At 43.6% G+C, this 13,149-nt stretch carries 13 protein-coding genes; 7 read left to right on the top strand and 6 right to left on the bottom strand.

The window, feature by feature from the left end:
• The first annotated feature begins 94 nt into the window (after window positions 1-94).
• Window positions 95-580, top strand: coding sequence for an arginine repressor (locus ACE1OE_RS01725; RefSeq protein WP_102469572.1), 486 nt, complete (start codon window positions 95-97; stop codon window positions 578-580).
• Window positions 581-619: 39 nt separating this feature from the next.
• Here the strand turns inward: ACE1OE_RS01725 and ACE1OE_RS01730 are convergent, their stop codons facing one another.
• Window positions 620-1,951 (bottom strand): DEAD/DEAH box helicase, encoded by a 1,332-nt coding sequence (locus ACE1OE_RS01730; protein WP_241903084.1) that lies wholly within the window; start codon window positions 1,949-1,951, stop codon window positions 620-622.
• A 416-nt stretch (window positions 1,952-2,367) separates the two neighbouring features.
• On the opposite strand from ACE1OE_RS01730, the gene ACE1OE_RS01735 reads away from it, so the two are divergent.
• Window positions 2,368-2,616 (top strand): Lpp/OprI family alanine-zipper lipoprotein, encoded by a 249-nt coding sequence (locus ACE1OE_RS01735; protein WP_102469574.1) that lies wholly within the window; start codon window positions 2,368-2,370, stop codon window positions 2,614-2,616.
• 64 nt (window positions 2,617-2,680) lie between these two features.
• Here the strand turns inward: ACE1OE_RS01735 and ACE1OE_RS01740 are convergent, their stop codons facing one another.
• From ACE1OE_RS01740 to ACE1OE_RS01755, 4 genes are read right to left on the bottom strand one after another with little or no spacing between them, the layout of a single operon-like run.
• A complete protein-coding gene (locus ACE1OE_RS01740; RefSeq protein ID WP_372060161.1) occupies window positions 2,681-3,592 on the bottom strand; it encodes a L,D-transpeptidase family protein in 912 nt (303 codons plus the stop codon).
• Window positions 3,592-5,001: a deoxyribodipyrimidine photo-lyase gene (gene phrB, locus ACE1OE_RS01745; protein WP_449209886.1), complete on the bottom strand. Its 1,410-nt coding sequence runs from the start codon at window positions 4,999-5,001 to the stop codon at window positions 3,592-3,594. Before phrB ends, ACE1OE_RS01740 begins: the two co-directional genes overlap by 1 nt.
• Before the next feature lie 31 nt (window positions 5,002-5,032).
• Entirely contained in the window at window positions 5,033-5,821 is a 789-nt protein-coding gene (locus ACE1OE_RS01750; protein WP_372060163.1) for a MerR family transcriptional regulator, read from the bottom strand.
• Window positions 5,811-6,764, bottom strand: a complete 954-nt coding sequence (locus tag ACE1OE_RS01755; protein ID WP_102469578.1) for a YbgA family protein — start codon at window positions 6,762-6,764, stop codon at window positions 5,811-5,813. Before ACE1OE_RS01755 ends, ACE1OE_RS01750 begins: the two co-directional genes overlap by 11 nt.
• Before the next feature lie 328 nt (window positions 6,765-7,092).
• On the opposite strand from ACE1OE_RS01755, the gene deoD reads away from it, so the two are divergent.
• Both deoD and ACE1OE_RS01765 read left to right on the top strand, forming a co-directional pair.
• Window positions 7,093-7,803 (top strand): purine-nucleoside phosphorylase, encoded by a 711-nt coding sequence (gene deoD / locus ACE1OE_RS01760; RefSeq protein WP_102469579.1) that lies wholly within the window; start codon window positions 7,093-7,095, stop codon window positions 7,801-7,803.
• A 64-nt stretch (window positions 7,804-7,867) separates the two neighbouring features.
• The gene (locus ACE1OE_RS01765; protein ID WP_449209887.1) at window positions 7,868-9,406 is read left to right on the top strand and encodes a transposase; all 1,539 of its coding nucleotides are present in this window, start codon (window positions 7,868-7,870) and stop codon (window positions 9,404-9,406) included.
• 23 nt (window positions 9,407-9,429) lie between these two features.
• Here ACE1OE_RS01765 and ACE1OE_RS01770 read toward each other — a convergent pair whose 3' ends face one another.
• Window positions 9,430-10,314, bottom strand: coding sequence for a DMT family transporter (locus tag ACE1OE_RS01770; protein ID WP_449209888.1), 885 nt, complete (start codon window positions 10,312-10,314; stop codon window positions 9,430-9,432).
• A 117-nt stretch (window positions 10,315-10,431) separates the two neighbouring features.
• On the opposite strand from ACE1OE_RS01770, the gene ACE1OE_RS01775 reads away from it, so the two are divergent.
• The 3 genes from ACE1OE_RS01775 (at window position 10,432) to kdgR (ending at window position 12,991) form a co-directional block, all read left to right on the top strand.
• Entirely contained in the window at window positions 10,432-10,806 is a 375-nt protein-coding gene (locus ACE1OE_RS01775) for a DUF3302 domain-containing protein (protein ID WP_102469582.1), read from the top strand.
• Between the two features lie 3 nt (window positions 10,807-10,809).
• Window positions 10,810-11,940, top strand: coding sequence for an HlyD family secretion protein (locus ACE1OE_RS01780; RefSeq protein ID WP_449209889.1), 1,131 nt, complete (start codon window positions 10,810-10,812; stop codon window positions 11,938-11,940).
• 262 nt (window positions 11,941-12,202) lie between these two features.
• Window positions 12,203-12,991: a DNA-binding transcriptional regulator KdgR gene (kdgR, locus tag ACE1OE_RS01785; protein ID WP_372060166.1), complete on the top strand. Its 789-nt coding sequence runs from the start codon at window positions 12,203-12,205 to the stop codon at window positions 12,989-12,991.
• Window positions 12,992-13,149: the final 158 nt, after the last annotated feature.

Consider the following 13,149-nt stretch of genomic DNA (forward strand, 5'->3'; position numbering starts at 1 on the left):
TAAGTGGTAGAATATGGCTCTATTCTCACTCCAAGGGTTCGGAGTGTGTCGCGACAAGGAAGGTATCGTTCATTCCATCATGAAAGGAGTAGTCATGAACGAGACTCTTGAATTATCAATCATCGAAGCCGATGACAAAACACTCACAGCAGCATGCAAGAAACTGCTCCAGCAACAGAGCTTTACGACACAAAACAAATTGCGAGAAGCCTTAGTCAATATCGGATTTTCGGGAATAAGCCAATCTACGGTGTCTCGATTACTGTCGCAGCTTGGTGTTATCAAGGTGCAAAATGCTTGTGGGAAGAAAGCGTACTGTTTGACGGTAGAAAATGCACCAGTGCGGGTTGAGTCATCGATCTCTTCTCAAATTGAATTTATAACGCATAACCAAGCTGTTGTTGTCGTCAAAACTCACCCTGGAAGCGCACAACTTATCGCACGGCTCGTGGATATTGATCCACACAGTGAGATATTAGGTACGGTAGGAGGGAATGATACGGTGTTGGTTATCCCTAAAAGCATCGCTGAAATCGACAAATGCGAGCGCATCGTTCGAATTCGATTAGGGGTACTCTAAATCGACATAAAAAAAAGCCTCTAACGAGGCTTTTTTTTATTATTCGGTTTCAGCGGTTGGCTTAGGCTTTTTCTTCGGGATAAAGACCGTATCACCCACTGCGACATTCTGGTAGAACGCCTTATCACGCTTAACTGGCTTCTTAGTGCCCGTTTGTTTCTTCTTCTTCTGAGCAGGTTTTGCTGCGGTATTCTTAGCAAACGCAGGCTTACGAGGTTTCAAGCCTTTAAATTTGCCTTTAAGGCCATCTAACTCAGAGAAAGTAATATCTTGTTGTAGGAACGACTCAACGCGCTTTAGGCTGTCCCAGTCTTTTGGACCGACAAGCGAAATAGCGTCACCTTTGTTGCCCGCACGACCGGTACGTCCGACACGGTGAACATATTCTTCAGTATGCTTTGGCATATCAAAGTTAATCACGTGCGTGACCGTATTGATATCAATACCACGAGATGCGACATCGGTCGTCACGAGGATCTTAAAGACATGACGTTCAAACTGACTCATGATGTTATTACGCTGGGTTTGATTCAAACTGCCACTCAGCGCCACTACTTTTAATTTTTTCTCATTAAGCCAAGCGGCTAAACGCTCGGTATCAGCACGCGTCGCCGTGAAGATCATGACTTGTGTGTAATCGGCTTCTTGCAATACACGCTCAAGAATCGCTTCTTTATGATCTAAGTGATCGCACAAGTAGAATTTTTGAGTAATGTCTTTATGCTCTTCATTCGATACGCCAACAGAAATGCGTTTCGGCTCATTGAGCAATTCATTCGCTACGTCATTCATTTCAGTGTGATCAAGTGTCGCCGAAAACATGAGAGTCTGACGACGACGGTGTTTCGCTGCACGATGAATTCGCATCAATTCAGGAGCAAAACCCAGATCTAACATACGGTCAGCTTCATCCAAAATAAGCGTTTCTAGGCCATCAAGGAACAAAGAGCGATGCTCTAAGTGATCCGCTAGACGTCCTGGCGTTGCCACGATGAACTTAGGGTAGCGGCTGAGTGCTTTTACTTGATCGTTAAAGTTCTCACCACCTAGGATAAGCGTCGCATCGTACGTCAAACCACCAAGCATTGCTCTAAGCTCACTATAGACTTGCTTCGCCAACTCACGCGTTGGCGCCAAAATGACGGCACGTGGGTCTTTAGCAGAGAAAGATTTACTTTTTAGTGATTTGTGAAGCATAGGCAGTACAAATGCCAGAGTCTTACCTGAACCCGTTTTCGAAGAGGCAATCAGATCCTTACCCGCAATGGCGACTGGGATCGCTTGCTTCTGGATATCTGTCGCTTTTTTGAAGTCGTAGTGCTTCAAATTCTTCAATAAACGGTTATCAAGACCAAGATCTTTAAATTGCAATGGTTGTACTCCTAACGAGGTGGAACGAACTAAAAAATAAGGGGCGCATAATACATGATATTTGTCATCGTCACCAGCATAGTGCATAGCAACTAAAAAACCTAAATTTCGACGGATGTTGTAGTCTAATTCTTATGCAAAGATGCGAACATAAGCTTTTTTTTCAGAAAAGCTAATGAAACAATAAGTTAACGCGACACCTGTTATATATCGTGATTTAGATCACATTAACACGGTGCTAATTAATCTCATAATTAAGACAGCCAAAATTTAACGATAAAATCGCGTAATTTTTTGGTTTTTCTGACTTTTAAATAGTTTGCGTTCTTAAAATAAGGCACTAAACTGAAAATTAGCCTTATTGCCTAGATGTAGCAGGGCTGTTTGAAATAATAATATCCTCAAGGAGCTTTATAATGAATAAAATGATAATTGCAGCAACAGCAGCGTCGGTTCTACTACTAGCAGGTTGTGCATCTGGTCCAGATGAAGCAGAAATGGCTAAAATGGATGATCTAAACAACCAAGTAAGCCAACTAAGCACTGATGTACAAGCGCTTAAAGACGAAGTACAAATGGGTAACAAAAACGCAATGGCTGCACAAGAAGAAGCAGCACGCGCGAATGAGCGTATTGATAACATCGCTCAGTCTTACACTAAGTAAGCAGCACAAGATAAATGAAAAAACACCCGCTAAGCGGGTGTTTTTTTATGGATGCTGATACGCGTTATTCTAGCGTTTCCATCGGCGGTATTACTTCTACAGGTACACCGTTTTGTGCTAACACAACGGCCTTAGCCACTCGGTCAGAGACACCATACTCTTCGATCCACCATTCAAGCTCCTGCGGTATCGTCATCGCCTTTTTTGTGCCATCACTGCGAGTTAACGGCTCGTGAGCCTCAATGAATACACTTCTGTCAGGCTCCAACGCGACTTTAATCGGCTCGTCAATCACGCGCACTTGTAACCCAACCTTGGCCTGATGAAACAACCAATCGATATCTTTAGGGTCCATGCGAATACAGCCTGCGCTCACCCGTAAGCCAATACCAAAGTCTTTGTTGGTACCATGGATAAGATACGTCCCGGTACCATAAGCTAAACGCATCGCATAGTCCCCCAGCGGGTTTTCAGGACCTGCAGGTACGACTTTAGGTAACTCGACACCTTTTTCTAAATAATCTTTCCTGATTGAATTTGGCGGCGTCCAAGTTGGATTCTCTCTAAGCTGACTGATCTTGGTCGTCATTTCTGGTGTATCTTGTCCAATACGCCCGATACCAACCGGAAAAATATGCACAATATTCTTCTCAGGTTCAAAGTAATACAACCTTAACTCTGCAAGGTTAATGACGATGCCTTTGTGCTCAACCTGAGGCAATATGGTTTGACTTGGAATGGTCAACACATAGTCTTGTGGCGGCAAAAACGGGTCGACCCCCTTGTTGGCTGCCATTAAAGACAAAAAACCGACATCGTAGTGCTTCGCGATGTCTGACATTGTCTCACCTTCAACGACACTATGATAATTGATGGTCCCGACAAGGTTACTACCATCTTCCGGTAGCTCATATGTCGCCGCATTTACCCACTGCGAGAAGCCTAGGCAAGCCGCTAAAATCGTCCTACGATACATCAATGTTGATCCTTTGCTTCTTTATATACGCTTAAGGTTATCTCTCTTTGTGTCTTGTGATCAACTATAGGTTCCGGATAATCTAAACTTTGAAACGATGCCCACTTCCAAGGTTGATGGATATAACGATTGGGCACGTCCGATAATTCAGGGATCCATTGACGAACAAATTCACCATGGGCATCAAAGCGCTCTCCTTGACTAATCGGGTTGAAAATTCGGAAATAGGGCTGACCATCGCACCCTGTTGACGCGCACCATTGCCAACCGCCATTGTTGGAAGCCAAATCGCCATCAATAAGCTTTGACATAAAGTAAGCCTCTCCTTGGCGCCAGTCGATGTGAAGATCTTTCACTAAAAAACTGGCGACAACCATTCGCAATCGATTATGCATCCAGCCCGTGGCATTGAGCTGTCGCATCGCAGCGTCAACAATCGGGTAACCGGTTTGGCCAGTCGACCAGCAAGAGAAGTAATCCTGACTTCCTTGCCAAACGAGGTTTTTTTCCCAGGGCAGATACCCCTCGTGCCGACTGAGCTTGGGCTCAAAGTGGAGTAAATGTTGATAAAACTCTCGCCAGATAAGCTCACTTAGCCAGATCTCAGCCCCCGCGGAAAGCGCCTCGCCTTTCGCATCGTAATAAAGACGTGCGACACACTGTCTAACGGATAAAGCCCCAATCGCGAGATAAGGACTCAACTGACTGGTCCCGTCTATTGAAGGAAAATCCCTGTCGTTATGATAGTCAGCGACCCTATCGTGGCAATATTCTCTTAGTCTTTGAATGATGTCATCCGTCTCTATAGGCCAATCCTGGCTGCTGACACGTGGGTAACTAAACGGACGAGTTGGTGCAAACTGATGTGGCAACGGGATATCGACAGCCACTGATATCGCCGGTTTTTGAATTAGAGGTAGCGTAAACTGCGATTTCCAAGCGTTTTTAAATGGGGTAAACACTTTGAAGTTCTTCCCCTGTTTATTTAAAACCGTACCTGGACGCAAAACACATTTGTCATCAAATGTTATTAATTTTTTACTTATGCTTTTTAAACGAGCGGCCAAATCTAAGGTTCTTTGTATCTCGTTGACTTCATGATCTAAATTCATGAATACACTGTCGATATCCAACTCTTTGACCGTATTGATTATCCAATCATTGGCAGTATCGAAATCTTCGCACTCGTGATAAAGCAGAGGAATATTCAAAGCGTCGAGCTCCCTGCTCAACACCGTTAAGCGGCGATACACTAGATCGGCTTGAATGGGCGCGAGATCATGTTGCTGCCACTGTTGAGGCGTCGCAATATACAAACCGACAACCGGGGTTTCCCCATCGATGGCGTTGATAAGTGCCGTGTTATCTACGGTTCTCAGATCACGATTAAACAGCACGAGTTTCTTCATCTTAGTTTCTCTTAATTTGGCTTAAAGGTGATCAGATTAAAAGGTCAATGACTGGCGACACATGGATCTGGGTATCGCGATATTCACGTTGTTCTCGTATCACGGCCAGATGCTTTTCCGACAACGATTTCTCAGCAAACACGTGAACGTGCTGGAAGTTCATCATTATCTCGTCATTGAATAAAGCAGCGATCTCATCCACGCCATCTAAAAATGTCACCGCAATACCCTGTTCAACTAAATTGGCGTAATAAAACCATGCAAACACATTCCCAACGCTGTCCATGTTGATGAGCAAGCATTTGCTTGTTAACGATTTCTTCGATTCAGCTTGAATCATCAACATTAATCGGTTTATCAACGTTGTCCGAAATAGAGCAAGCTGCAAAGAACGCAGCCCTGCTTTAACAAAATCGATCGCGGACAGTACGGGCAACACAAATTGTGTTTCTACAACCGCTAACGGGTATTCTTTCAAAACATAACTAATGATTCGGTCTGTTTTACTGCCATCTAAAAGACTCAACGCTTCGAGTACATGCTCCACTTCGTCAAGTTGAACCGATGTGGTTTGCTCCGTCAGTAACGTATTGGAATCGATCAGTGATTTCACCTTGCCAATGGAAACCCCTTTCGCCAACCAACCTTGTACGCATTTTATCTTTTCGATATCACTTTGCGTGTAGAGTCGGTGACCTTTATCCGTACGCTCTGGCTGGATTAAGTTGTAACGCCTTTGCCAAGCTCTTAGCGTCACTGGTTTTATGCCAGTAATATCAGCCACTTCCCGAATCGCATAGCATGTTTCTTTAGAGGCCATAACGTAACCGCATTTCTTCTGGGTGCGGCTGTAGAAAGCGCTGTTGCGCTAGGTAATCATCTGGGTAGGCCCTGAGGTAATGCTTGATCAATGTGAGCGGCGAAAGTAACGGTAAGACACCAGTGCGATAGTCATCAATCACTTGTGATAGCTCACGCTTCTCATCTGCGTTCAAAGACCGTTTAAAATACCCTTGAATATGCATCAGCACATTGGTCACATTCTTTCTACTTGCCCTGTGTTTCAAGCCGTCCATCAACCCCTGACGGTATTGCTGATAAAAATCACTGGGCTCAAGTTCATTTTGGTGCGCGACTAAACGCCCTAATGATTTATAGGCACTCGGGTTATGCGCCATAAGTGTTAACTTGTAACGAGAATGGAAATCAACAATTTTCCCTGGTGTGGGTGCGCCCTGCATGGATTGATAAAAATCATTTAATCCAAAGACGCGAGAAATAAAGTTCTCCTTCAACACCGGATCATTGAGTCTTCCATCTTCCTCAACAGGTAACCAAGGCATTTTCTTCATCAAGTGCTCTGTGTATAGACCCACGCCATTTGTTTTGGCGTGACCGACGGTATACACCTTTACCCTTTCCATGCCACAACTTGGAGATTTAGCGCAAACGATGTAGCCACACATTTCAGTGTCTTCTAACTCTGCCACCTTTTGATGAGTATAAGTCAGCATTCCGTCGGTATAGTCTTTCGTAGCGTCCTTAGTTTCAACCAAGCTGATGCGCTCTTCATTAGACATAAGACGTATGGTTGGCCTTGGTACAGGTAACCCCATCCCAACTTCTGGACACACCGATACAAATGAAAAATAGTCCCTTAGTTCCTTATTCACATAGGTACTTTGTTTATGCCCCGAATCGTATCGTACTTTTTCTCCCAATAAACAAGAACTGATACCCAGCGTGATTGGTTGCTCATCCATTTGCGGTTCCTCGTTGTACAAAAAATGGTTATGTATAAGGAATAGCACAACCTGATAAGTGATACAAAAAAATAATCTGTACAATATTACGAGCGACTCAGCCACAAGTTCACTCTTCAGAAAAATTATTGATGTGTGCAAACCATTCTGCAGTAAATCGATTGCTTAATAACTTTCAACACATTTAGTTATCATTGTGTGGCTATCTGGTATTTTCACGAAAAAATGTGATTTAAATCGCATGTAAGCCTTTAAAAGGCGGGTAGTATTCGTTTTAACAAAGAACGAAGCGTTCAACAGAATTAGTTAAAATATTAGGAGCAATACGATGGCTACCCCTCATATCAACGCAAACCCGGGTGATTTTGCTGAAACAGTCCTGATGCCAGGTGATCCACTTCGCGCTCAATATATCGCTGATACGTTTTTAGACAACGTAGAAAAAGTGTGCGATGTTCGTAACATGTTCGGTTACACCGGTACCTACAAAGGACAACGCGTTTCTGTGATGGGTCACGGTATGGGTATTCCGTCTTGCTGCATCTACGTCCATGAACTTATCAAAGATTTTGGCGTTAAAAATGTAATTCGAGTAGGGAGTTGTGGTGCAGTACGCGATGACGTCAACTTAATGGACGTCGTTATCGGTATGGGAGCTTCTACAGACTCTAAGGTTAACCGTATCCGTTTTAACGATCATGACTTCGCTGCGATTGCTGATTTTGGTTTATTAGAAGAAGCCGTCAAGCAAGCTCGCGGACAAAATGTTCCGGTTAAAGTCGGTAATATTTTCTCAGCAGACCTTTTCTATACGCCAGAAGCCGATATTTTCGACAAGATGAAACATCTAGGTATTTTGGGGGTTGATATGGAAGCGGCCGGTATCTACGGCGTAGCGGCTGATTTAGGCGCGAAAGCGTTGACGATTCTGACCGTGTCAGATCACATCATCCGTGGCGAGAAACTGAGCTCAGAAGACCGTCAAAAATCGTTCAACGATATGATGACTGTCGCGCTAGAAACCGCGATCAATATTTAAGTTTACGAAGCCAGTTCAATGCCTGAAGTTGAACTGGCTTTTTAACAAACCATAGGGGGTGAACGTGTCAGAAGGCAAGTTGCCGCAGGCCGCAAATGGGTTACAGCTCAATTTTTGTAAAACATTGGCGTGTGATAATTTTGGACAAAGTGATGCAAGTTTGTATATTTTGCAGCACAGTAATCCCAAGCGACCTGCGATGGTGTGCCGTGAATGTGGTGCGTTTCCCCCCCTACTTAACAACCAAGAGGTCCTCTCCGAGCTAAAGCGATTGCAATTGGCTCATGATGATGGACTCCCTTGCTGCAAGGATGCGCAATGTGAGCACTTTGGCATGTCCGTTTATACCCATAAGGAGCGTTATCATGCCTTTGGGTTTAGTGGCGATCGTCAGCGTTATCGATGTAAGCAATGCCAAGGCACATTTGTCGATAAATGGTCGGGCACGAATAAAAAGACCTTGATACAAGAAGCATTACTCGCACTTTTATTTACTGGTTATTCCGTCAGAGAGATTTGCCGAAAGCTCGACATTAACCCCAAAACGTTTTACGACAATATCGACCAAATTGCGAGTCGATGTCGTAGGAAACTTGCCAACATTGATGCTCGCTGGCTGAACCATGCCAGTCATTATGAGCTTGCCTCAAACTATCAAAGTCTCCAAAAGAGCAGTAACAACGGGGTATTTTGGTTTGTCACTTGTGAAGCCAATTCGGGCTATGTGCTATGCCAACACACCAATTACACCGCGCAAACCAAATCCAGTAGTAATCTTGATCATGATGCTTATCAGCCGAATTCACAGTTCTTGCCGAGTAGCTATCAGGCTGAAAATTATTCGGAGAACAAAAGCTTTACTGGGAATGACACAACAAAAGAACACAGCGGTTTCAGCCTCAAAGAGCGAATCGATATTAATTATCAAAATATTCTCGCCAGAAGTAATGTCGAAGACCCCCTTGGTAATTTCTCTACCTTTAACTATCCAAATACTGGGACATTAATTCGAGCGCCGTACACCTCTTACGCACATTATCTACTCATCTCTGAGATGATTGGTGACCAAAAGCCACTCACTATTTATATGCCCCAAGATCCCCTTTTGCGCTCGGCAGCCCTAACCGTCTACCTTGAACGTATCCATCAAAACAATATCGACCTAATGTATGTGTTGCAAGACCCTCACTGGGACAACAGCGGTCAATCAAAAACGACGGATATAGCACTAATGGGTTGGTGGCGGGACCGATGGACCATTGCTCATCAAGACAATGGAGCCAGCAAGGGACTCTGTTACCTATCGGGGAATGATTCTTTCGCTAGTAACGCCGACGTTTTCAGTCATGATAGCCATAACGATAGCTGGTTAAAGACGGCATCTATTCAAAGTGCATTATTTTATCAAAATCGATTCCAATTACTGTTTGAAAGCTTTATTAACGAGCCAAGGCGAAAATTACGCCCCAACGGCATTATGCCTTTACTCGACATATTCCGAGCTTGGCATAACCTATGTTATCAAGATAAACAGGGGCTCACCGCGGCTCAACGATTAAACATTTGCCAAACCCCAATGACGCTAAAACAGCTACTTGAGTAATAATAAAATTCTGACGTCATCGACTATAGAAAAAATAAAGAAATCCCTAATAGGGCGAATAACGTACCTATCACACTTCGGCGGCTAACCCGCTCTCCCCTTACTGCATAAATAATAAGTATAAATAGTGGACTGGTTGCGATAAGTGTCTGCGCCACTGCTGGGTTGGCGTGTTTTAACGCAATTTGCTGCAACCACAATGCCAGAAATGTTCCGACAAATATTGCCCCAAGCAGCCACGTCCATTGTCGTCGAGACATCGTTTTGCTGCAGGCTAGGATACTAGAAAAAGGTTTTTTCTCTATAAAAGGGATAAATATCACAACAGCCAGCACCCCAATAGTCAGTCGAATAAACGCCCCAAGCAGTGGGGGTAAATCACCTTGTACTAACGCGTAATGGGAAATCACGACCCCAGATGCTTGGCATATACTTGCCACCAGCCCAAAACCAATACCCGCCATATCATTTGCACGGTCTGCCTGAGTGGGTTGAAATACGACGAAAGCAACAGCAACGGTTGTAATCACTACCCCAAGCCAACTTTGTAGTTGCAATGTCACTCCTAAAAAAAGCAGCATTAGCACACCAGAAAGTGGCGGTGCAAGTGACTCTAATAATAAGGTTTTATTCGCGCCAATCCGTTTTAACGCCGCAAAATACGCACTGTCGCCAATCGCAATACCAACGACACCAGAAATCCCCAGCACCCATAAATATTGAGGCTCGATACTCAATGTTGGTGCAGGCATAAGTGGCAAGACCATTGCCATCATTAGCGACGCGATCACACCTTTGATAATATTTAGCTGCAAAGCAGAAAAGTGGTGACTGAACTGACTATAAATCCACGTCGCCAATGCCCAGACTATTGCGGCTCCAATCGCCGATAACTCCCCCACAAACATTAACTACATCCTTAATTTATTATCACAAACCTATTGATTAACTTACTCATATAACAAATACTTAACCTAACACTGTGCGCCATTCTGGCTAACATCACCTTCAAACAAGGATGAATTATGTTTCTTGATTACTTTGCATTAGGGCTACTGGTTTTTGTAGCACTTGTGATCTTTTACGGAATAATTGTTATTCACGACATCCCTTATGAAATATCAAAAGAGCGAGATCATCCACATCAGGATGCCATACATGTCGCGGGTTGGGTAAGTTTATTCACACTTCATACCATTTGGCCATTTTTATGGATTTGGGCAACATTGTGGCGCAAAGAACGCGGCTGGGGCTTTCATAAGCTCGAAGAAGAGCAGCATGACCTTCATCACCGTTTAGAAAAGCTGGTCGATCAAGTAACGAATATGGAACAAGAAATTAAGTACCTTAAGGGTAAACAAGTCGTGCAACACGCTCAATCTGTGGAAGAGGAGAAGTAATTCATGGATTTATTACTCATATTAACGTACGCCGCACTATGTATTGCCGTATTCAAAATCTTTAAGATTCCATTGAATAAATGGACCGTCCCTACTGCCGTGCTCGGCGGTGTCGTCCTTATTGGTACACTCATTTTATTAATGAACTATAACCACCCTTTTACTCAAGTCGGTGGTCAGTTCTATAGCACAACACCCATTGTTTCTAGCGTTCGAGGTAAGGTCGTTGAAGTCGATGTGGTAGCAAATCAGCAGATGAAAAAGGGAGACGTCATGTTTAAAATTGACTCAATTCCTTACGAAGCTGCGGTGATTAAAGCGAAAGCAGCACTGGCTGACGCGAACCAAGACGTTCTGCAGCTAGAAAGTAATTACAAAGCGGCGCAATCCGATACCATCAAAGCAGTCGCAGAACGCGATAAAGCTCTACGTGAATTTGAACGTTATCAAACGGGCTTTAAGAAAGGTGCCTTTACCGAGCAACAAGTGGATACTCGTCGTCAAACTTACAAAGCAAACCAAGCCTCACTTGAGGCATTTGAGGCCAAAGAAGAAAGCGCAAGACTCGCCTTTGAATCGCAAATTTTTGGAGAGAACACCACCGTAGCTCAGCTAAAAGCAGACCTTATTCAAGCCGAGTTTAACCTTCGCGAGACCGTGGTACTTGCTCCCACTGACGGCTATGTCACTCAGTTGGCATTAAGACCCGGAATGATGGCGGTACCATTACCACTCGTGCCTTTAATGACGTTTGTCCATACCGAAGAGAATTTTTTCGTTGGCGCCTTTAGACAAAATTCACTGCAAAGGCTTAAGCCAGGTTTTGAAGCCGAATTTTTGTTCAGAGCATTACCAGGTAAAGTGTTTAAAGGTAAAATAGTCGAGGTACTCCCAACCATCGCGGAAGGACAAATCAGTGCCAGTGGTACATTAAGAAATTCGCAGACCTTCAACACATCTGGTCGAGCGATGGTCAAAGTGGTCATCGATGATGATATGAGCCAATATATTCTGCCTACTGGTGCCAACGCTGAGATTGCGATTTATTCAGATAGCTTCAAACATGTATCTATCATGCGTAAAGTGCTGATCAGAATGAAGAGTTGGCAAAACTATCTTTATTTAGATCACTAACACATAACCATCTCTCACTCAGTAAGCAAAATGGCAACCTTTCGGGTTGCCATTTTTAATCATTTGGTTGGACTTGCATGTGCAATATCGGCAACGTACCCCTCACACCTTTTAAAACTCCCTCCTAAAGTCAAAGTCAAAGTCAAAGTCAAATAAATATGACAACGATCCTATTGTATTCAATTTTTATAAAAAGGCTTTTTAAAAATAGTGAACAGTGTTAAGTTACATGAATATAACAATCGTAAGCAAAGGAATATCAATGGATAAATCCACACAACCTGAAGCGGTATCTTCAGTGTTAAAAGTGTTCAATATATTAGAGTCTCTCGGTGACCAAAAAGAGATTGGTGTATCTGATTTATCTCAGCGATTGATGATGTCTAAAGCCACAACTTATCGTTTTTTGCAGACCATGAAAGGCTTAGGTTATGTCTCACAACAAGGCGAAGCTGATAGGTATTCATTAACATTAAAAATGTTTGAATTAGGGTCTAAGTCTCTGGAGTGGGTTGATTTAGTTGAACTTGCAGAAAAGGAAATGCGAGTCATTTCTGAAGAAACTAACGAGACAATCCACCTTGGCGCTTTAGATCATGGCTCCATCATTTACATCCATAAAATTGATTCCAGCCATGCGCTACGAATGCATTCAAGAGTCGGTCGCCGTAACCCTTTACACACTACGGCAATCGGGAAAGTCCTGCTTGCTGAACGTGATAACGAATCCATACGTGATGCCCTTGCCGATGTAGAGTTTGTTAAAAGTACGCCCAATACGTTAGAAAATATTGAGCAGTTGATCGATGAGCTAGCGCTTGTTAAACAACAGCACTTTGGCGAAGACAATGAAGAGCAAGAACCAGGGCTTCGCTGCATCGCCGCACCTGTGTATGACCGATTTGGTACCGTGGTGGCTGGGGTGTCAATCTCCTTCCCCACGATTCGCTTCGACGAAGATAAGAAAGAACGTTATGTGCACTTATTGCACGTAGCAGGAAAAAACATCTCCGAACACCTCGGTTTCAAAAATTACCCAATGACACTTTAATCGACACCTATGAACTTTAACCGACACCTGATAACGGTAGCCTTGGTTAGAGCTTGAAGATAAAGACATAGTCGCCAAGTTACGCCATCTTCGCTGATGGATAACCTCAGTAAAAGCAGCCGAATTTCTATGGTTTCTTTTACTGAGGGCTGCTTATC

This window comes from Vibrio sp. E150_011, assembly GCF_053544015.1.

Bases quoted from the DNA above. Each gene is read 5' to 3' on its own strand.
- ACE1OE_RS01755 (WP_102469578.1), bottom strand. From the start codon at position 6,764: ATGGATGAGCAACCAATCACGCTGGGTATCAGTTCTTGTTTATTGGGA.
- ACE1OE_RS01780 (WP_449209889.1), top strand. From the start codon at position 10,810: ATGGATTTATTACTCATATTAACGTACGCCGCACTATGTATTGCCGTA.
- ACE1OE_RS01770 (WP_449209888.1), bottom strand. From the start codon at position 10,314: ATGTTTGTGGGGGAGTTATCGGCGATTGGAGCCGCAATAGTCTGGGCA.
- kdgR (WP_372060166.1), top strand. From the start codon at position 12,203: ATGGATAAATCCACACAACCTGAAGCGGTATCTTCAGTGTTAAAAGTG.
- ACE1OE_RS01775 (WP_102469582.1), top strand. From the start codon at position 10,432: ATGTTTCTTGATTACTTTGCATTAGGGCTACTGGTTTTTGTAGCACTT.
- ACE1OE_RS01725 (WP_102469572.1), top strand. From the start codon at position 95: ATGAACGAGACTCTTGAATTATCAATCATCGAAGCCGATGACAAAACA.
- ACE1OE_RS01740 (WP_372060161.1), bottom strand. From the start codon at position 3,592: ATGTATCGTAGGACGATTTTAGCGGCTTGCCTAGGCTTCTCGCAGTGG.
- ACE1OE_RS01735 (WP_102469574.1), top strand. From the start codon at position 2,368: ATGAATAAAATGATAATTGCAGCAACAGCAGCGTCGGTTCTACTACTA.
- deoD (WP_102469579.1), top strand. From the start codon at position 7,093: ATGGCTACCCCTCATATCAACGCAAACCCGGGTGATTTTGCTGAAACA.
- phrB (WP_449209886.1), bottom strand. From the start codon at position 5,001: ATGAAGAAACTCGTGCTGTTTAATCGTGATCTGAGAACCGTAGATAAC.
- ACE1OE_RS01750 (WP_372060163.1), bottom strand. From the start codon at position 5,821: ATGGCCTCTAAAGAAACATGCTATGCGATTCGGGAAGTGGCTGATATT.